General features: G+C 73.0%; 18 protein-coding genes. 1 reads left to right on the top strand and 17 read right to left on the bottom strand.

The genetic code is table 11. The features are described from left to right. Window positions 1–8: 8 nt before the first annotated feature. The 11 genes from atpA to ACH9D2_RS07405 all read right to left on the bottom strand — a co-directional run bounded on the left by atpA (window position 9) and on the right by ACH9D2_RS07405 (window position 9,986). Window positions 9–1,634 (bottom strand): F0F1 ATP synthase subunit alpha, encoded by a 1,626-nt coding sequence (gene atpA / locus ACH9D2_RS07455; RefSeq protein WP_396362206.1) that lies wholly within the window; start codon window positions 1,632–1,634, stop codon window positions 9–11. Window positions 1,635–1,788: 154 nt separating this feature from the next. Then, window positions 1,789–2,601 (bottom strand): F0F1 ATP synthase subunit delta, encoded by an 813-nt coding sequence (locus ACH9D2_RS07450; RefSeq protein ID WP_396362205.1) that lies wholly within the window; start codon window positions 2,599–2,601, stop codon window positions 1,789–1,791. Further along, window positions 2,601–3,152, bottom strand: a complete 552-nt coding sequence (locus ACH9D2_RS07445) for a F0F1 ATP synthase subunit B (RefSeq protein ID WP_396362204.1) — start codon at window positions 3,150–3,152, stop codon at window positions 2,601–2,603. Before ACH9D2_RS07445 ends, ACH9D2_RS07450 begins: the two co-directional genes overlap by 1 nt. A 47-nt stretch (window positions 3,153–3,199) precedes the next feature. Then, window positions 3,200–3,403 carry an ATP synthase F0 subunit C gene (gene atpE, locus ACH9D2_RS07440; protein WP_017833261.1) on the bottom strand — a complete coding sequence of 68 codons (204 nt, stop codon included), beginning with the start codon at window positions 3,401–3,403 and terminating at the stop codon, window positions 3,200–3,202. A gap of 117 nt (window positions 3,404–3,520) precedes the next feature. Further along, on the bottom strand, window positions 3,521–4,315 hold the full coding sequence (gene atpB, locus ACH9D2_RS07435; protein WP_396362203.1) for a F0F1 ATP synthase subunit A: 795 nt from the start codon (window positions 4,313–4,315) through the stop codon (window positions 3,521–3,523). Between the two features lie 33 nt (window positions 4,316–4,348). Further along, entirely contained in the window at window positions 4,349–4,726 is a 378-nt protein-coding gene (locus ACH9D2_RS07430) for a hypothetical protein (protein WP_396362202.1), read from the bottom strand. Next, complete coding sequence (locus ACH9D2_RS07425) at window positions 4,713–5,111, bottom strand: hypothetical protein (RefSeq protein ID WP_396362201.1); 399 nt, start codon at window positions 5,109–5,111, stop codon at window positions 4,713–4,715. Before ACH9D2_RS07425 ends, ACH9D2_RS07430 begins: the two co-directional genes overlap by 14 nt. Continuing rightward, the gene (locus ACH9D2_RS07420) at window positions 5,108–6,229 is read right to left on the bottom strand and encodes an MraY family glycosyltransferase (protein ID WP_396362200.1); all 1,122 of its coding nucleotides are present in this window, start codon (window positions 6,227–6,229) and stop codon (window positions 5,108–5,110) included. The genes ACH9D2_RS07425 and ACH9D2_RS07420 overlap by 4 nt, the downstream gene beginning before the upstream one ends. Further along, window positions 6,226–8,154, bottom strand: a complete 1,929-nt coding sequence (locus ACH9D2_RS07415; protein WP_396362199.1) for a polysaccharide biosynthesis protein — start codon at window positions 8,152–8,154, stop codon at window positions 6,226–6,228. The genes ACH9D2_RS07420 and ACH9D2_RS07415 overlap by 4 nt, the downstream gene beginning before the upstream one ends. Before the next feature lie 46 nt (window positions 8,155–8,200). Further along, a complete protein-coding gene (locus ACH9D2_RS07410; protein WP_396362198.1) occupies window positions 8,201–9,064 on the bottom strand; it encodes a glycosyltransferase in 864 nt (287 codons plus the stop codon). Window positions 9,065–9,068: 4 nt separating this feature from the next. Then, on the bottom strand, window positions 9,069–9,986 hold the full coding sequence (locus ACH9D2_RS07405; RefSeq protein ID WP_396362197.1) for a glycosyltransferase: 918 nt from the start codon (window positions 9,984–9,986) through the stop codon (window positions 9,069–9,071). A gap of 206 nt (window positions 9,987–10,192) precedes the next feature. Between ACH9D2_RS07405 and ACH9D2_RS07400 the strand changes: the two genes are divergently transcribed. Continuing rightward, window positions 10,193–11,164 carry an NAD-dependent epimerase/dehydratase family protein gene (locus ACH9D2_RS07400; RefSeq protein ID WP_396362196.1) on the top strand — a complete coding sequence of 324 codons (972 nt, stop codon included), beginning with the start codon at window positions 10,193–10,195 and terminating at the stop codon, window positions 11,162–11,164. A gap of 29 nt (window positions 11,165–11,193) precedes the next feature. Here the strand turns inward: ACH9D2_RS07400 and ACH9D2_RS07395 are convergent, their stop codons facing one another. From ACH9D2_RS07395 to thrC, 6 genes are all read right to left on the bottom strand, one after another. Beyond that, complete coding sequence (locus tag ACH9D2_RS07395; RefSeq protein ID WP_396362195.1) at window positions 11,194–12,255, bottom strand: L-threonylcarbamoyladenylate synthase; 1,062 nt, start codon at window positions 12,253–12,255, stop codon at window positions 11,194–11,196. Continuing rightward, window positions 12,252–13,151: a peptide chain release factor N(5)-glutamine methyltransferase gene (gene prmC, locus ACH9D2_RS07390; RefSeq protein WP_396362194.1), complete on the bottom strand. Its 900-nt coding sequence runs from the start codon at window positions 13,149–13,151 to the stop codon at window positions 12,252–12,254. Before prmC ends, ACH9D2_RS07395 begins: the two co-directional genes overlap by 4 nt. Window positions 13,152–13,164: 13 nt before the next feature. Continuing rightward, complete coding sequence (gene prfA, locus ACH9D2_RS07385) at window positions 13,165–14,247, bottom strand: peptide chain release factor 1 (RefSeq protein WP_396362193.1); 1,083 nt, start codon at window positions 14,245–14,247, stop codon at window positions 13,165–13,167. Window positions 14,248–14,374: 127 nt separating this feature from the next. Then, complete coding sequence (gene rho, locus ACH9D2_RS07380; protein WP_396362192.1) at window positions 14,375–16,645, bottom strand: transcription termination factor Rho; 2,271 nt, start codon at window positions 16,643–16,645, stop codon at window positions 14,375–14,377. Between the two features lie 326 nt (window positions 16,646–16,971). Then, window positions 16,972–17,928 carry a homoserine kinase gene (gene thrB / locus ACH9D2_RS07375; protein WP_396362191.1) on the bottom strand — a complete coding sequence of 319 codons (957 nt, stop codon included), beginning with the start codon at window positions 17,926–17,928 and terminating at the stop codon, window positions 16,972–16,974. A 6-nt stretch (window positions 17,929–17,934) separates the two neighbouring features. After that, window positions 17,935–19,027: threonine synthase (gene thrC, locus ACH9D2_RS07370; RefSeq protein ID WP_396362190.1), on the bottom strand; the 1,093-nt coding region annotated here is incomplete at its 5' end.

Genomic DNA, 19,027 nt, shown 5'->3' with positions numbered 1-19,027 from the left:
CCGACCGGTTACTTCCTGACGATCCGTTCCTGCTCGACCTCGGACGCCTCGAGGGGCTCGTGCTCCTCGTGGCCCGGCTCGATCCCGTGCTTGGTGCCCCGGAAGTCCCGCTTGACCTCGGCGACAGCCGTCTCGAGGGCGGCGACGGCGTCGTCCTCGAGCTTGCCGGTGCCGACGATGGAGTCCATCACGTTCGTGGTGCGGCGCACGTGCTCGAGCAGGGCCTGCTCGAAGTCGAGCACGTCGGCGACCTCCACCTCGTCGAGGTGGCCGTTGGTGCCGGCCCAGATCGAGACGACCTGGTCCTCGACCGGGTACGGGGTGTACTGCTTCTGCTTCAGCAGCTCCATCAGCCGGGCGCCGCGGGTCAGCTGCTGCCGGGACGCGGGGTCCAGGTCGGAGGCGAACATCGCGAAGGCCTGCATCGAGCGGTAGGACGCCAGCTCGAGCTTCAGCGTGCCGGAGACCTTCTTCATGGCTTTGACCTGCGCGGCGCCGCCGACGCGGGACACCGAGATGCCCACGTCCACGGCCGGGCGCTGGTTGGCGTTGAACAGGTCCGACTGCAGGAAGATCTGGCCGTCGGTGATGGAGATGACGTTGGTGGGGATGAAGGCCGAGACGTCGTTGGCCTTCGTCTCGATCAGCGGCAACCCGGTCATCGAGCCCGCGCCCAGCTCGTCGGAGAGCTTGGCGCAGCGCTCGAGGAGGCGGGAGTGCAGGTAGAACACGTCGCCCGGGTAGGCCTCGCGTCCCGGCGGACGGCGCAGCAGCAGCGAGACCGCGCGGTACGCCTCGGCCTGCTTGGAGAGGTCGTCGAAGACGATGAGGACGTGCTTGCCGCCGTACATCCAGTGCTGGCCGATGGCCGAGCCCGCGTAGGGGGCGAGGTACTTGATGCCCGCGGCCTCCGAGGCGGGAGCCGCGACGATGGTCGTGTACTCCAGGGCTCCGTTGTCCTCGAGGGTCTGGCGCACGCCGGCGATGGTGGACGCCTTCTGGCCGACGGCCACGTAGATGCAGCGCACCTGCCGGTTGACGTCGCCGGACTCCCAGTTGGCGCGCTGGTTCAGGATGGCGTCCACGGCGATCGCGGTCTTGCCGGTCTGGCGGTCGCCGATGAGGAGCTGGCGCTGGCCGCGGCCGATCGGGATCATCGCGTCGATGGCCTTGATGCCGGTCTGCAGGGGCTCGTGGACCGACTTGCGCATGGTCACGCCGGGCGCCTGCGTCTCGAGGGCGCGGCGGCCCTCGGACTCGATCGGGCCGAGGTCGTCGATGGGCGTGCCCAGCGGGTCGACCACGCGGCCGAGGAACGCGTCGCCCACCGGCACGGAGAGGACCTCCCCGGTGCGCTGGACCTCCTGGCCCTCCTCGATGCCTCGGAAGTCGCCGAGGATCACGACGCCGATGTCGCGGACGTCGAGGTTCTGCGCGAGACCGAGCACGCCGTTCTCGAAGCGCAGCAGCTCGTTGGCCATGACCGAGGGCAGGCCCTCGACCCGCGCGATGCCGTCGGAGGCGCTGCTGACGCGGCCGACCTCGGTTCGTTCTGCGGTGCCGGGCTCGTAGGACGCGGCGAATTCGCTCAGCGCGCTACGGACGTCGTCGGCATTGATGGTGACTTCGGACATGTCCTGTCCCTGCTCTCCTAGTTCGTGATCACTGCCGTCAGCGGTGACCGTGAGTCCAAATCTGTGGCGGAACGCTGTGCCGGTCCACCGGCTGCCGCCCCGTCCGGCCGGCAGGGGCGCCCGGCCACGACCACGTGGTGCCGGCCCCGAGGGGTCAGGCCCCGATCCGCTGGCGCAGCTCGTCGAGTCGGGCGGCGACGGAACCGTCGATGACCTCCTCGCCCACCTGCACCTTGAGCCCTCCGATCAGCGTCGGGTCGACGTCCACGGTGAGCTTGAGATCCCTGCCGTACACCGCGTTCAGCTGCTGCTGGAGCCGCCCGCGCTGTTCCTCGGTCAGCGGCCGCGACGTGCTCACGTGCGCGATCCACCGCTGGCGGCGGGCCGCCACCTCCTCCGCGAAGCGGTCGACGAGGCGGCCGACCAGAGCGCCGCGGGGCGAGAGCACTGCCTGCTCCACGAGCAGCAGCGCCTCGTCCGAGGCGCCCGGGGTCAGGCGCTGCGCCAGCCGGGTCTTGGCCTCGACGTCGGCGCGCGGGTCGCTGAGGGCGCGCTGCAGCTCGTGCGAGCCGTCCAGCACCCCCTTGAACCCGATCAGCTGGTCCACGACCTGCTCGAGGCCCTCGAGCCCGCCGCGGTTCTCGGCGGACGCCGCGGTGAGGGCCACCCCGGCGTGCTCGATGGCGTCGACGAACTCGCGGTCGTCGCTCCAGCGGCGACCGGCGAGGTGCGCGACGACCTCCACGGCGTCCGTGGAGACCTTGTCGGCGAAGAGCCGGCGCACGACCTGCTCGCGTGCCGGTCCCTCGTAGGAGGGGTCCGCCAGCGCACGGCGCAGGGCGCCGTTCTCGTCGAGGACCGCGAGCACGGCGAACAGCTCACGGGCGAGCGCGGGACTGGCGGAGCCTGCCCAGCGCTCGACCTCACGAGCGTTCTGCTGTGTGAATTCGTTCGCTGCGTCTGCCATTACCGTGCCGCACCTGCATTCCGTTCCTGCTCCTGCTCCAGGTCGGCGAGGAAGCGGTCGACCACCCGGTTGGACCGGGCGTCGTCGTCGAGCGACTCGCCCACGATCTTCGCCGCGAGCGTGGTGGCCAGGGTGCCCACCTCGTTGCGCAGGGAGACCACGGCCGCCGAGCGCTCCGCCTCGATGGTGCGGTGGGCGTTCTCGGTGATGCGGGCCGACTCGGCGTTCGCCCGGTCCTTGAAGTCCGCGAGGATCTTCTCGCCCTCGAGGCGAGCCTCCTCGCGGATCTTCTGGGCCTCCAGGCGGGCGCTCTCGAGCTGCTGGTTGTACTCGTCGCGGGCGGCGGCGGCCTCGGCCTGGGCGGCCTTGGCCTTGGCCAGACCACCCTCGATGGCCTCGGTGCGCTCACGGTAGACCCGCTCGAACGCCGGTACGACGTACTTGACGACCAGGAAGAGCAGGATCAGGAAGCCGATGCCGGTGATCAGCATCTCCCAGACATTGGGGAAGAGGGGGTTCGCCCCTTCCTCGACTGCCAGCACGGTGATCATTTGCGCGATTCCTGTTCTCTAGGAAGGACTTGTACGGGATGCGCCACTCAGGCGATGAACGCGAGCACGAAGCCCAGAATCGCGAGCGCCTCGACCACGGCGAAGCCGAAGAACAGCATCGGCTGGAGCACGCGCTGCGACTCCGGCTGGCGGGCGACGGACTGCATGTACGCGGCGAAGATCAGACCCACGCCGATGCCGCCGCCGATGGCAGCCAGACCGTAACCGATAGCACTGAGCGAACCAGTCATGAGGGGTATTTCCTTTCTAGGTGCCCGGGGGCCGGGCGTCGTAGCCGTGTCGGCTCTGAACATTTCGGGGTTGGACTGCGGGGGTCCGGCCGGGGCCGGAGCGGTGCTCCGCCGGTGTCAGTGGCCCTCTTGCAGGGCGCCCTGGACGTACACGGCGAAGAGGAGGGTGAAGATGTAGGCCTGGAGGACCTGGATCAGGATCTCCAGGAAGTAGATGAACACGCCGAGCACGGTGGACCCCAGCGCGACGACGCTGATGGCGCTGGCCTGCGAGAGCAGGTATCCCGTCATGGACGCCGCGACCATGAGCGCCAGGTGACCGGCGAACATCGTGGCGAACACACGCAGGGCGTGCGTGACCGGGCGGATGATCAGGTTCGAGAGGAACTCGATCGGGATGAGGAAGATGTAGAGCAGCTTGGGGACGTCCGGCGGCATCGTCATCTTGCCCATGAAGCCGCCGAACCCGTGGCGCTTGATGCCCATGAAGACCCAGGTGACGTAGGCGATGCCGGCCAGGACGTAGGCGGAGCCCGCGTGCGAGAGGGTCGGGAGCTGCAGCACCGGGATGGAGCCGAAGAGGTTGTTCACCAGGATGAAGAAGAAGAAGGTGAACAGCAGCGGGATGTAGGGGCGGAACTCCTTCTCACCGATGATGTCCCGGCCGAGGTGGTTGCGCACGAACCCGTAGCCGCTCTCCGCGAGGTACTGCGACTTCGAGGGGACGAGGGCGTTGCGGCGGATGGCCCACATGAAGAAGCCGGCGATCAGGACGACCGACAGGAGGATCAGCAGCATCTGCTTGCCGAAGCCGAAGGAGCCCACCTCGAAGAAATAGGGCAGGTGCATCTCGTCGACGGTCGGGGCGGTGAATCCTCCGGTGGCGGGGAGCCTGATGAGGGCGGCGTTCAATGCGGGTCCTTTCTGCAGTGCTCTGGCCGGTGGTCACGGTCGGGGCGCCGAGTCCGGGCCGGACTGGTGCGGGTGGTGAGGATCTGTCCCATCGGAGGTCGGGCTGCGACGGAGCCCCTCCTGCATGTGGAGGTACACGACGTAGATCCCGGACGCGGCGCCGATGCACGCACCCAGGACCACGATCCACCGGGTTCCCAGCACGCGATCCGCACCCCACCCTACCAAACTCCAGAACCCCATCCCGATCACCACGTAGAGGAGTGTCGTGAGCCCTCCGGAGAGCCCTCCGCCCTCCACGAGCTCCCCCGCGGTGCGCAGTCCTGGGGGGTCCGGGGGCCCCTCGTCCGGCGCTCCCGGCGCCGGGTCGCCGTCCGGGCGGGCGGCGTCGTCGCGGTCATCCGTGCTCATGGTCGTCCTGCTTCCTGTCGTCGGTCGGGGCGGGTGCGCCGGGGCCGTCCGCGCCCTCGGCCTCCGCACGGCGGCGTGCCTCCAGCACCGGTGCCAGGGCGTCGCGGGTGGCCCGGGCGCCCGTCCGGGCCGCGAGCGCCAGCGAGACGACGAGCGCGGCCAGCACGCCCGCCGCGACCCAGCCCGGGGCCAGCCACGGCGGCGCCGGCACGGTGAGCAGGATCCAGCCGAGCACGAGCACCTTCAGCACGTACGTCAGGGCGAGCGCGGGCGCGGCGACCGGTCCGTCCGCGCCCGCGGTGGCCCGCGCCACGAGCAGGGTGACCAGGTGGCTCGCGGCGACCAGCCCGGCGCCGAGCAGGGCGCTGAGCGCGGCCGCGCTCACGGGCCGGCCTCCACGCCGGACCGGGCGGCCGCCCGGTGCCCGAGCAGCGCGGGCAGCACGAGGTAGAGCGCGAGCACCGCGAGCACGAACGCGCCGGCCAGGGCGGTGGCGGCAGGTCCTGCGCGCAGGCCCAGGACCGAGGCGACGCTCACGAGGACGGTCGCGGCCGTGACCACCAGCGCCGAGCCCGTGTGGGACAGGCCCACGTCGGTGAGCCGCTGGTAGACGTGCTGGCGGTGCGGGCGGTACCAGGCCTCTCCCGCGCGGACGCGGCGGAGCAGCGTCACGGAGGTGTCGGCCACGTAGACCGCGAGCGGGGGCAGGAGGTACTCGACATAGACGCCCGAGAGGAAGGCGGCGACCGCGATGCCGGCCAGCGACCCGCCCAGCAGGTAGGAGCCGACGTCCCCGAGGAAGACGGTGCCGCGGCCGAGGTTCCAGGGGAGGAACCCGGCGAAGCCGCCCGCCACGGCCAGTCCGGCGGCGACCATCCACGGCAGGTCGTTGGAGGCACCGGCCCAGGCGTACAGCAGGCCCGCCGCCAGGCCGTGCAGCCCGGAGATGCCGTTGATCCCGTCCATGAAGTTCGCCATGTTCACGTAGGCGGCGATCGCGAGGGTGCCCACGGGCAGCCACCACGCGGAGGTGCCGAGGACCGAGACGAGGACGGACGTGGCGATGAGGCCGATGCCCAGTTGGGCGGCCAGGCGCACCCGCACGGACACGCCCCGGTAGTCCTCGGCCCAGCCGAGGGCGGCGAACAGGCCCCCGACCGCCAGGACCACGAGCGCGACGGAGCGGTCGACCTCGATCGCGCCGGTGAGCAGCGCGGAGCCGTAGGCGAGGAGCACCGCGACGGCCACGGCCAGGCCCATGCCCCGGACGACCGTGCGCTGGTGGGAGGAGCGCTCGTTGGGGACGTCGAGCACGCCCCACCGGGCGAGCAGGGGCTTGACGGCCAGCGGCAGCAGGAGGCTGAGCACGAGGGCCGGGGCGCCGACCGTGAGGACGAGCTCCCCGAGCCGGCGCAGCTCCTCCGGGTCGGGGGCGGCACCCGGGTCCGTGAGGTCGAGTTCGGCCGGGACCAGCACGCCCGGGAACAGCAGGGCCGTGCTCACGAGGCCCGCCCCGAGGAGCTGCGCGGGCGCTGGACCGACGTGGGCGGCGGCTGCGTGGACGCTCGCACGACGGGGATCGTGCCCGTGTAGACCATGCCGCCGCGCACCTTCCACGTGTGCCGGTCCAGCTGGTCGGGGTCGAGGCGGTCGGCGCGCGCGTGGGAGATCTTGGGGTGGAAGGGCCGCTCGTCCTTCTCGCCGAGGCCGATGAGGTCCTCGTGCAGCTTCTCCCCCGGGCGCAGCCCGGTGACCTCGATCTCGACGTCCTCGCGCCCGCTCATCACGCGCAGCCGCTCGGCGATGTCCATGATCCGCACGGGCTCGCCCATGTCGAGGATCAGCACCTCGCCGCCGCGGGCGATCGCCCCCGCCTGGATCACCAGCTGGCACGCCTCGGGGATGGTCATGAAGTAGCGGGTGGCCTCGGCGTGCGTCACCGTGATCGGCCCGCCCTGCCGGATCTGCTCGGTGAACAGGGGCAGCATCGAGCCGCGCGAGCCGAAGACGTTGCCGAAGCGCACCGAGACGTACCGGTGCCCGGTGCGGTCCGCCATCCAGGCGGTGAGCTTCTCCGCGACGCGCTTGGAGTGGCCCAGCGCCGTGGTGGGGTTGGCCGCCTTGTCGGTCGAGATGTTGACGAAGACCTCGACCCCCGCCTCCTCGGCCGCCTGCAGCACGTTGAGGGTGCCGACGACGTTGGTCTTCCACGCCTCGTCCGGGTACTGCTCGAGCAGGGAGACGTGCTTGAGGGCGGCGGCGTGGAAGACCACCTGGGGCAGGCGGTCGCGGAAGATCGTCCCGACGGACTCGGGGTCGCGGATGTCGGCGAGGACGGTGTCCCGCCCGTCGAGCAGGCCGCGGCCCGTGATGGAGATCTGCGTGCCCTGCAGGGCCGACTCGTCGCGGTCCACCATGATCAGCTCGGCGGGCTCGAAGCCCACGAGCTGGCGGCACAGCTCGGAGCCGATGGAGCCGCCCGCGCCGGTGACCAGGACGCGGCGGCCCTTGACGTAGCCGGCGATCTCCTCGACGTCGATGTCGACGGGGCGGCGGCCGATGAGGTCCTCCATGCTGATGTCCCGGAAGTCCGTGGCGTGGTGCTTGGCGGTGAGCACCTCGCCGAGCGGGGGCATCGTCATGACCCGGATCCCGGTGCCGGCCACGGCGTCCGCGACCCGGTGCATGATGCGGGGCTCCGGGCTGGACATCGCCACGATGAGCACGGAGGCGCGGGTGCGGGCCATGACGTCGCGGACGTCGTGCAGGGTGCCGAGGACGGGCACGGAGGAGATCCGCAGGTGCTTCTTGGCGGGGTCGTCGTCGAGCAGGGCCACGGGCAGGAACTCCGAATGCGGGTCCTGCATCATGCGGTGGACCAGGAAGGTCCCCAGGTAGCCGGCGCCGTAGATCACCACGTGCTGGGCGGAGGCGCCCGGGCGGGCGGAGGCCTCCTGGTACATCCGCTTGAGGTAGCGGAAGGCGGCCATGAACAGGCACGCGAAGGGGAAGGCGATGAGGGCGGTGGAGCGCGGGATGCCGATGCTCGTGCCCACCACCAGGAGCAGGACCTGGACCACGGCCGTGACGATGAGGGTGACCACCACGAGGAGCTTGGCCTCGTCGAAGCTGCCGAACGAGTACCGCCCCTTGTACAGGGCGAAGGAGAAGCCGACCACGAGCTGGGCGGCCACGGCCACCAGGGACACCAGCAGCAGACCGGGGGCGCTGATGAACTGGAGGTCCATCTCGTAGCGCAGCACCAGGGCGAGCACGAGGGCCACGACCCAGGCGACGGAGTCCAGCAGCATCTGGATCCACAGCCACGCCACGGGCCGGTCCGGGGGGCCGGCGCGGGGCGGCGCCCCCCTGCCGGCGTCCCCGGGGGGCACCGCCGTACCGGCGGGGCGCTCGGGCTCACCACTCATCGCGGAGTTCCTTTCGTGGTCGGTGCCGGAGCCGGGGGCCGGGCGGTCAGCAGGTGCTGTTGCGGGACGATCGGCGGCGGGGCGCGCCGACCATGGTCCGGTAGGCGAGCTCCCGGAGCCGGGTGGGGACGAACCGGTAGCCGCCGCGCACCACCACGTTGCGCACCCATTGTAGGAACCCCACGTGGCCGATCCCGCGCAACCGGGCCTGGAGGGCGAGCTCCGCGCGGAGCACGCGCCACCCGCCGCGCCGCTCGTAGGAGCCCGCGGAGACCCGGTAGCCGACCAGCGGCTCGGGCACGTTGCGCACGTCGGCGCCGGCGCGTAGCATCCGCACCCACAGCCAGTAGTCCTCGGCCAGGGGCACGTGCACGTAGCCGCCGGCCGCCCGCACGGCCGAGCGCCGGAACACCACGGTCGGATGGCTCACGGGATTGCGGCGCCGCGAGACGGAGAGGATGTCCCGCTCCCCCACCGGGGCGCGGCGCAGGGCGATCGGGGTCCGCTCGTCGTCGCCGATCTCGTGCATCGAGGAGCCCACCAGGTCGGCCCCGGCCTCGATGACGGGCAGCTGCACCGCGAAGCGGCGGGGATAGGAGACGTCGTCGGCGTCGGCGCGGGCCACGACGTCGTGCCGGCACCGGCCGAGGCCGGCGTTGAGCGCCGCGGTGAGTCCCTCGTTGTGCTCCAGGTCGACCCGCACCACGGGCACGGGCAGCTCGCGCACGAGCCGGTCCAGCTCGGCCTCGAGCGGCGCGGGGACCGGGCCGTCTCGCACGACGACGAGCTCGGCGGGGCGGCGCTGCTGCTCGACGGTGGCCGACTCGGCCGCACGGCGCACCCGCTGCGCGGTGTCGCCGCGGTAGACGGGCATGAGCACGGAGAACTCGAGGCCGGGGGGCGGGCTCACGGCGTCACCGCGGTCCGCCGAAGCCGCGGCCGCGCATCCCGCCGACGTAGCGGCTCGCCCAGGACGCGAGACCGCGCGGGTCCCGCCGGCGCAGGTAGTACAGGGGGTAGCCGACGAGGTCGGCCCCGAGCTGGACGACCCGCTTGTACCGCCACGTGGTCCAGCCCCGGTTGCGGAAGAAGTGCTCGCGCTTGAACGCGGTCCCGGGGACCACGACCTTGAGCCGGCCGGGGACCACGACGTGCTCCTCGTCCCAGCCCGGCGGGTGGGCCACGGCGGTGCGGGTGGTGGTGCCGAAGGGCAGCCCGGAGCGGCGCAGCCGCACGAGGAAGTCGACCTCGTCGCCGCGCAGGAAGAGCTTGAGGTCCGGCAGCCCGACCGCGAAGAAGACGTGCTCGGCCATGAGGGCGCCGTTGAAGAAGGTGGCGTAGCCGGGCAGGAAGCCGAGCGGCTCCAGGTCCGCCCGGGAGTGGGTCATCCGTCCCTCGAGGCGGTAGGAGAAGGCCAGCGCGCCGTGGTCCTCGGGCGCCACGACGAGGGGGGAGACGACCGACAGGTCCCGCTGAGCGGCCTCGTGCAGGAGGATCTCGAGGCAGTCGGGGCCCTCCGGGTGGGCGTCGTCGTCCATGAGCCAGACGTGGTCCGCACCCGTGGCGAGCGCGGTCAGGATCGCGAGGGAGAACCCGCCGGCCCCGCCCAGGTTGGCGAGTGACCGCACGAGCTCGAGCGCGAACCGGCCGCCGATCGCCTCCTCCAGCACCTGCCGCGACAGCGCCTCGCGGCCCGCGTCGACCAGGCACAGGGACGCGACGGGGACCGTCTGCTCCCGCAGCGCGGCGACGAGCTCGAGGACGTCCTCGTGCCGGTCCTGGGTCACGCAGGCCACCGCCACCGTGGGGGTGGGCGTGGGGTCGGACGGCATGCGGCTCCTCCAGTGCGGTGACGGGTGCGGGGTCCGGCGCGGAGCAGGGGTGGGCTCCGGACCGTGCCGAGTCTAGCAAGCGGCCGCCCGACGTCGGGCTGGCGGGCCGCGTCGCCCCGCTCCGGCCGGGGCCGGTCTGTACGATGAGCGCAAGGATCCGGACCCGGACGACGGCGACCGGCAGCGACCGGAGGAGAGGAAGCACCGTGACATCGACGACGTGGGCAGTCCTGGGAGCGACGGGATTCGTGGGCTCCGCGACCGTGGCCCGGCTGCAGGCGGACGGCCAGACGGTGGTCCCGGTCTCCGCGCCGCGGCTGGGGTCCGGGGCGCGCACGGTCCACCACCTGCTCCAGCAGGCCGGCCGGCTCGAGTCCGTCATCGACTACCTCGCCGAGTCCTTCGCCGGCGCCCACGTGGTCGTCAACGCCGCGGGCCTGGCGGCCCCGGACCAGACGCACGAGGAGTCCCTGGTGGGGGCGAACGCCCTGCTGCCCGTGCTCGTGGCCCTCGCGGCGCGCCGCACGAGCGTGCGCCGGGTCGTGCACGTCAGCTCCGCGGCCGTGCAGGGCAACGCCGACGTCCTCGACGAGACGCCCACCGTCCGGCCCTTCTCCCCCTACTCCTTCTCCAAGGCCCTCGGCGAGAGCGCGCTCCTGAAGCTGCGCCGCGACTGGGCGGACGAGGACGGGGCCCCGGCGATCACGGTGCTGCGCGCGACCTCGGTGCAGGGCTCCGGCCGGCGCACCACGGCGCGGCTGGCCCGGTTCGCGTCCTCGCCGCTGAGCTCGGTGGCCGGCGACGGGACCGCGCACACCCCGGTGACGTCCGTGCACGCCCTGGCCGAGTTCGTCTCCCGGGTCGGACGCCACCGCGAGGAGCTGCCGCCGGTCGTGCTGCAGCCGTGGGAGGGCGCCACCACCGGCTCCATCCTGCGGGACGCGGGCCGGCGGGAGCCGCGGCACCTCCCCGTGCTGCTGTGCCGGCTCGCGGTGGACGCCGGGTTCGCGGTCTCGGCCCTGGTCGGGAACCGCTGGCACGGGGTCTTCCGCCGGCTCGAGGTGACCTGGTTCGGCCAGCGCCAGGTGCGGGGCTGGGCCGAGGAGCACGACGCGGTCCCCGAGCCGCGGATCAGCGAGGTGCTGCGCCAGGCGCACCTGGCCGCCGGCCGGGGCTGAGCACCACCGGGCCGTCCCGGCGACGGCCCTCAGGCGCCGCCGCGGCTGCGCGCCACGAGCCGGGCGGCCTCGTCGACCGGCAGGGGCCGCGGCTCCCCCGGTGACCCCGGGCGCGGGACGCGGGTGCGGTCCTGGTCCACGGCCGGCCGGGTGCCCGCCGCGGAGCGCGCCACGAGCGAGGCCGCCAGGCCCTGCGCGGCCGCAGCCTGCGCCGGACCGGGTGCCGGGGGCAGCTGGTCCTCCCGGGCGGCGCCCGGCTCCGCCGGCGCGGCCGGCTCCGCCGCGGGAGGGCCGGCCTCCGGGTCGGGCTCGCTCACCGCGTGCGATCCCCCGGCCGCCGCGCGCTCGCCGGCGCGGTCCGCGCGGGCGGGATCCCCGGGGGCGCCGTCCGCGGTGGCGGGGCCCCCGAGCTCCTCGTCGCCGTCCGCCGGCACCACCGAGGGCACGACGGAGCGCAGCCGGGCGAGGCTCACGGTGCCGTGGCGCACCAGCAGCGGGGTCTCCCCCGTGCAGTCCACGATCGTGGACGAGAGCGGATCCCGGTCCACGGGACCGCCGACGGGCCGCGGGCCGCCGTCCAGGTAGAGCTCCACGGAGTCCCCGAGCATGTCCACCGCGGCCTGCGCCGTCGACGCGGCCGGGTGGCCGGTGCGGTTGGCCGAGGAGACGGCCAGCGGGCCGCTCTCGATGAGCAGCGCCTGGGCGAGCTCGTCGTCGGGCACCCGCAGGGCCACGGTCCCGTGGGTCTCCCCCAGGTCCCAGCCCAGCGACGGGTGGGAGTGGAGGATCAGGGTCAGCCCGCCGGGCCAGAAGGCGTGGGCGAGCGCGCGGGCGTCGTCGGAGACCTCGTCCGCGAGGCCGTCGAGCACCCCGGCGTGGGCGATGAGCACGGGCGGGGGCATCGCCCGCGACCGTCCCTTGGCCGCGAGCAGGGTCGCGACCCCGCGGGCGGAGAACGCGTTGGCCCCGATCCCGTAGACCGTGTCGGTGGGCAGGACCACGCAGGCGTCGGCCGCGAGGGCGCGCGCGGCGTGCTTGAGCCCGGCGGTGCGCTGGGCGATGCTGGTGCAGTCGTAGACGGTGTGGTTCACGGCGTCCATTCTCCCATCCCGGTGGTGCGCGCACGGCCGGCGCGGGGCGTCCGGCCGGCCGTGGCCCGGTCCCGGCCCGTCAGGTCCTGGTGGCCCACGACGTCCTCGAGCCCCGCGGCCCGGAACGCGTGCGCCACGGCACCGGACTGCACCTCCGCGTGCTCCATGACGAAGAAACCCCCGGGGCGCAGCAGCCGCAGGGCCGAGGCCAGCGCCGCCCGCGGGATCTCGAGCCCGTCCTCCCCGCCCCCGTACAGGGCGAGCTCCGGGTCGTGCTCCCGGGCCTCCGGCTCGCGCGGGAGCGCGTCCGCGGGGATGTACGGAGGGTTCGACACCACCACGTCGCAGCGGCCCTCGAGCTCCGGGAACGCCGTGCGCAGATCGCCCCGGACGAGCTCCGCACGGGTCCCGCGCAGGTTCTCCGCGGCCCACGCGTGGGCGGCCACGGAGAGCTCCACGGCGTGCACGCGCGCCTGCGGCACCTCCTGGGCCACCGAGGCGGCGATCGCCCCCGAGCCGGTGCCCAGGTCCACCACGTGCGGCCGGTGCACGCCGGCGGCGAGCTGACTCCGCAGCTCGTCGACCACGGTCTGCACCACGGTCTCCGTCTCGGGCCGGGGCACGAACACCCCGGGCCCCACGGCCAGCGTCAGATAGCGGAAGTGGGCCACGCCCGTGAGGTGCTGCAGCGGGATCCGGCGGGCGCGCTCGGCCACCAGCTCCGCGTAGCCCTGCGGCTCGTCCCCGCCGATGATGGCGCGCGCCTCGACCTCCCCCCGGGACAGGCCCGTGAGGTGCCCGGCGAGCAGCAGCGCATCGGTGCGCGCGGAGTCGATCCCCGCCTCGGCGAGCACCTGCTCCGCCCAGCGCACCGCCTGTCCCAGCGACCTCGTCATCCCGGGGCCCCGCTCAGCCGTCCTGCTGGCCGATGGCCTCGAGCTGGGCCTGCTCGTCCATCTCGATCGCCGAGCGCACGACCGGCTCGAGGTCCCCCGCCATGACGTGGTCGAGGTTGTACGCCTTGTACCCGGTGCGGTGGTCGTTGATCCGGTTCTCGGGGAAGTTGTAGGTGCGGATCCGCTCGGAGCGGTCCATGGTCCGCACCTGGGAGCGGCGCTGCGCGGCATTGTCCGCGTCGATCTGCTCCTGCTGGTGGGCCAGGATGCGGGCCCGCAGCACCCGCATCGCCGCCTCGCGGTTCTGCAGCTGCGACTTCTCGTTCTGCATGGCCACCACGATGCCCGTGGGCAGGTGCGTGATGCGGACCGCGGAGTCGGTGGTGTTCACGGACTGGCCGCCGGGCCCGGAGGAGCGGTAGACGTCGATCTTCAGGTCGTTCTGGCTGATCTCGACCTCCTCGGGCTCGTCGACCTCCGGGAAGACGAGCACCGCCGCGGCGGAGGTGTGGATCCGACCCTGCGACTCGGTGACGGGCACGCGCTGCACACGGTGCACCCCGCCCTCGTACTTCAGCCGCGCCCACACGCCCTCGGCGGGGTCCGTGGCGTTCGACTTGATCGCGACCTGCACGTCCTTGTAGCCGCCCAGGTCGGAGTCGTTGGTCGAGATGAACTCGGTCTTCCAGCCACGGGCCTCCGCGTACTTCAGGTACATCCGCAGCAGGTCCCCGGCGAAGAGCGCGGACTCGTCGCCGCCCTCCCCCGCCTTGACCTCCAGGATCACGTTGCGCCCGTCGTCGGGGTCCCGGGGCACGAGCAGCCGGCGCAGCTTCTCGCGGGCCGCCGTGAGCTGCTCCTCGAGCGCCGGGATCTCCTCGGCGAACTCGGGCTCCTCGGCGGCGAGCTCGCGCGCCGCGCCGAGGTCCTCCTCGAGGCGATGGACCCGGCGGTGGGCCTCGACGATGCCGTTGAGCTCGGCGTAGCGGCGACCGAGGCGGCGGGCCTTGCCCTGCTCCGCGTGCACCGCGGGATCGGCGAGCTGCCGCTGCAGCTCGGCGTGCTCGTCGAGCAGGGACTGGATCGGGTCCGGCATGGGGCGCTCCTTCATCGGGCGGCGGTGACGACGGCGGTCGGGTCGCACGCGGGCGGCGCCCGGGCACGACGACGCCGCCGCGGCCCGGTCCGGGGATCCGGATCGGGCCGCGGCGGCTGCGGGCGTGCTAGCGGTCGCTCTCGGCGCGGGCCGACAGCGTGGTCTTCTGCACCTGGAGCAGGAACTCGGTGTTGGACTGGGTGTCCCGCAGCTTGTTCGTGAGCAGCTCGAGAGCCTGCTGCTGGTCGAGCCCGGAGAGGACGCGGCGCAGCTTCCACATGATCTTGATCTCGTCCGGGGAGAGGAGGTTCTCCTCGCGGCGGGTGCCCGAGGAGTTGACGTCCACGGCCGGGTAGATCCGCTTGTCCGCGAGCGAGCGGGACAGGCGCAGCTCCATGTTGCCGGTGCCCTTGAACTCCTCGAAGATGACCTCGTCCATCTTGGACCCGGTCTCCACGAGGGCGGTCGCGAGGATCGTGAGCGAGCCGCCGTTCTCGATGTTGCGCGCCGCGCCGAAGAACTTCTTCGGCGGGTAGAGCGCCGCGGAGTCCACGCCGCCGGAGAGGATGCGCCCGGAGGCGGGGGCGGAGAGGTTGTAGGCACGGCCCAGGCGGGTCATGGAGTCCAGGAGGACCACCACGTCCATGCCCATCTCCACGAGCCGCTTGGCCCGCTCGATCGCGAGCTCGGCGACCGTGGTGTGGTCGTCCGCCGGCCGGTCGAAGGTCGAGGCGATGACCTCGCCCTTGACCGTGCGCTGCATGTCCGTGACCTCCTCGGGGCGCTCGTCGACGAGCACCATCATGAGGTGGACCTCGGGGTTGTTCGTGGTGATCGCGTTCGCGATCGCCTGGAGCATGAGCGTCTTGCCGGCCTTCGGCGGGGAGACGATCAGGCCGCGCTGGCCCTTGCCGATGGGCGCGACCAGGTCGACGACGCGCGGCCCGATCTTCTTGGACTCCGTCTCGAGGCGCAGCCGCTCCTGCGGGTACAGCGGGATCAGCTTCCCGAAGTCCACGCGGTCCTTGTTCTCCTCGGTCTTCTTGCCGTTGACCGTGGTCAGCTGGACCAGCGCGTTGAACTTCTGCCGCGTGTTGTTCTGCTGCTCGCCCTCGCGGGGGGCGCGGATGGCGCCGACCACGGCGTCGCCCTTGCGCAGGTTGTGCTTCTTGACCTGGGCGAGGCTGACGTAGACGTCGTTCGGGCCCGGCAGGTAGCCGGAGGTGCGCACGAACGCGTAGTTGTCGAGGACGTCCAGGATGCCCGCGACGGGCAGCAGGACGTCGTCCTCGGTGAACTCCGTGTCGTCGACCTCGGGGCCGGTGCTGCGCCCGCGCCGGTTGCGGCGCTCGTTGCGCTCCGCGCGGTCGTTGCGGTCGTTGCGGTCGCTGCGGTCCCGGTCGCGGTCGTTGCGGTTGCGGTTGCGGCGGCTGCGGCGGCTGCCGCCGTCGTCCTGGCCGCGGTTGTCCTGGCCGCCCTTGTCCTGGCGGTTGTCCTGGCCCTTGCCGTCCTGGGACTTGCCGCCCTCGGCGCGGTTCTCCCGCTTGCCGCGGCCGTCGCCCTTGTCCTGGCCGCGGTTGTCCTGGCCGCCCTTGTCCTGGCGGTTGTCCTGGCCGCCCTTGTCCTGGCGGTTGTCCTGACCGCCCTTGTCCTGGCGGTTGTCCTGGCCGCCCTTGTCCTGGCCGCCCTTGTCCTGGCCACGGTTCTGGTTGCGGTTCCGGTCCTGCTTCGACTGGTCGTCGTCACGGCCCTCGGCCGAGGAGCGCGGCTCCTCGGACTTCTGCCCGGAGTCCTGGCCGCCGTTCTGGCCGTTGTCGTCGCGGTTGCGGTTGCGGCGGCTGCGGTTGCGGTTGCGGCCGCCCTCGCTCTCGGAGCCGGAGGCGTCCTCGGCGGGAGCCCCCTGCTCGGACGGCGCGGCGGGACGCTCGGCCGGCTGCTGCTCGGCGGATGCCGGCGCGGCGGTCCGCTGCGCGGTGCTCGGCTCCTCGGCGCCCTGCTGCTCGGCGGCGGGCACCACGCCGGTGCTCGTGGCCCGGCGGGAGCGCGTGCGCCGCTGCGGCGGGCCGCTCTCGGCGCCCTGCGCGGCGGCGGAGTCGGCGCCGGTCTTCTCGGCGGCCGGGGCGGCGCCCTGCTCGGCGCTGCCATCGGCGGTCTTCTCGACCGTCTGGGCGATCTTCTCCTCGACGGCCCGGTCCCGGTCGGCCACGGCTCCGCCGCGCTGGTGGGCGGCGATCGCGTCGACCAGCAGGCTCTTGCGCATCCGGCGGGCGCCGGTGATCCCCAGCTGGGAGGCGAGCGCCTGGAGCTGTGCCAGCTTGAGCGCGGACAGGCCCGCGTTCCGGGGATCGGTGGTGGTGGTCTCTTCCGTACCCGTGGAAAGGTCGGTGGTCTCGGTCACGAAGTGTCCTTCTCCCTCGGTGGGGGGCCCATGGATCTCAGAGTCCAGGACCGTGGATGGTTCCCGGCGGGCCGCGATGGCGGGCCGCCTGCGGCGGGGCGCACTTCAGGGCGCGGCAGCCTGGGCGAACAAGGTGTTACCCGCATGATCGCGGTGCGCTCCGGCCCGTGTCGGTGCGGGCCGTTGCGCCGACGGCATCGAAGAAGCCGGTGCCGGCGGGGGATCACCGGAGGATCTGAGGTGGTGGAGCCGAGGGCCTCGGGTCATCGGACCGGGGCGCTGCCCCTCATGATGCCCGCTGTCCTCACCGCGCCGGGCGCGGTCTCCTACCCCTGGATCTGCTGCGGGTGCCTCTTCAGCTTAGCACCCTGGCCGTCGACCCGCAGACGGAGGACACGCCAGGAGACGGAACCGGTTCCCCCTGCGTGACCGACGAGCTCCGCGAGAGCCCGTTCCGTCTCCTGCGCCTGGTGCCGGTCCGCGGCGAGGACCAGGACCGTCGGACCGGCCCCGGAGATCATGGCCGGGAGCCCGCGCTCCCGCAGCGCCGTCATCAGCCCGGCGCTCGGGGGCATGGCGGAGGCCCGGTACGGCTGGTGCAGCCGGTCCTCGGTGGCGGGCAGCAGCAGCTCGGGCCGCCGGGTCAGCGCCTCGACGAGCAGGGCCGTCCGCCCGGCGTTCACCGCCGCGTCGTGGTGCGGGACGGTCGCGGGCAGCAGGGACCGGGCCAGGCGGGTCGGCACCTCGAAGTCGGGGATCGCGACCACCGGGACGACGTCCTCGTGGACGGCCACGGGGGCACTGCGATAGCCGTCCGCGTCGCTCCAGGAGATCACGAGCCCCCCGTAGAGGGACGGGGCCACGTTGTCCGGGTGGCCCTCCATCGCGGCGGCGACCTGGAGCAGGCGCCGGTCGTCGAGGACGCGCTCCGCGGGCAGCAGCGCGTTCGCCGCGAGCACGCCGGCCACCACGGCCGACGCGCTCGAGCCCATGCCGCGACCGTGCGGGATCCGGTTGGTCGCCTCGAGCCGCAGACCCGGCAGCTCCTCGACGCCCGCGGCCCGGAAGGCTGCCCGCATGGCGCGGACCACCAGGTGCTCCGCGGACCGGGGCACGGACGCGGCGCCCTCGCCGTGGAGCTCGAACTCCAGGCCGCCGCCGGTCACGGTCACGGCGAGGTCGTCGTAGTGGCCGAGCGCCAGGCCCAGGCTGTCGTAGCCCGGGCCCACGTTGCCGGTGGAGCCGGGCACGCTCACGGAGACCCGCTGGCCGATGTCGAACATCCGGGACTACTCCAGGCCCAGCGCGGCGGCGACGGCCACCACGTCGAAGGGCACGCGCTGGGGCTCGACCAGGGCGGGGTCCTCCTTCTCGGCGGCCTTGATCGCCCACTGCGGGTCCTTGAGGCCGTGGCCGGTCACGGTGATGACGATCGTCCTCCCCGTGGGGGCCTCCCCCGCGGCGTGCTTCTGGAGCAGGCCGGCGACGCCCGCCGCGGAACCCGGTTCGACGAACACGCCCTCCCGGGCCGAGAGCCACCGGTGGGCGGCCAGGATCTCGTCGTCCGAGACGGAGCCGATGAGCCCGCCGGACTCGTCGCGGGCGGCGATCGCGGAGTCCCAGGACGCGGGGTTGCCGATCCGGATGGCGGTCGCGATCGTCTCGGGCTCCGTGACGGGGTGGCCGAGGACCAGCGGCGCCGCCCCCTCGGCCTGGAAGCCCCACATCACGGGGAGCTGCGTCGAGACGGCGGGCAGCTCGCCCGCCGTCGGGGAGTCGTAGGGCTCGGCGTACTCCTGGTAGCCCTTCCAGTACGCGGTGATGTTGCCGGCGTTGCCGACCGGCAGGATGTGCAGGTCGGGCGCGTCGCCGAGGGTGTCGACCACCTCGAACGCCCCGGTCTTCTGTCCCTCGATCCGGTACGGGTTCACGGAGTTCACCAGGAACACGGGGTAGGACTCGGAGAGCTTGCGGGCGACCTCGAGGCAGTTGTCGAAGTTGCCGTCCACCTGGATGATGTCCGCGCCGTGCGCCACGGCCTGGGAGAGCTTGCCCATGGCGATCCGACCCTCGGGCACGAGCACCGCGCACGTGAGCCCGGCCTGCTTGGCGTATGCCGCGGCGGAGGCGGAGGTGTTGCCGGTCGAGGCGCACACGACGGCCTCGGCGCCCTCCTCCTTGGCCTTCGTGATGGCCATGGTCATGCCCCGGTCCTTGAACGAGCCGGTCGGGTTCATGCCCTCGAACTTCAGCCAGACGGTGCTGCCGGTGAGCTCCGACAGCGCGCGCGCCCGGATCAGCGGCGTGCCTCCCTCCCCCATCGTGATGACCTCGGTGGACCCGGAGACCGGCAGCCGGTCCCGGTACTCGTTGATGACGCCC

Origin of the sequence: Kocuria rhizosphaericola (genome assembly GCF_044462205.1) — a bacterium.
Taxonomy (GTDB): Bacteria; Actinomycetota; Actinomycetes; order Actinomycetales; family Micrococcaceae; genus Kocuria; species Kocuria rhizosphaericola.
The sequence above is the reverse complement of the archived record's forward strand: the minus strand, read 5'-3'. Positions and strand labels throughout refer to the sequence as shown.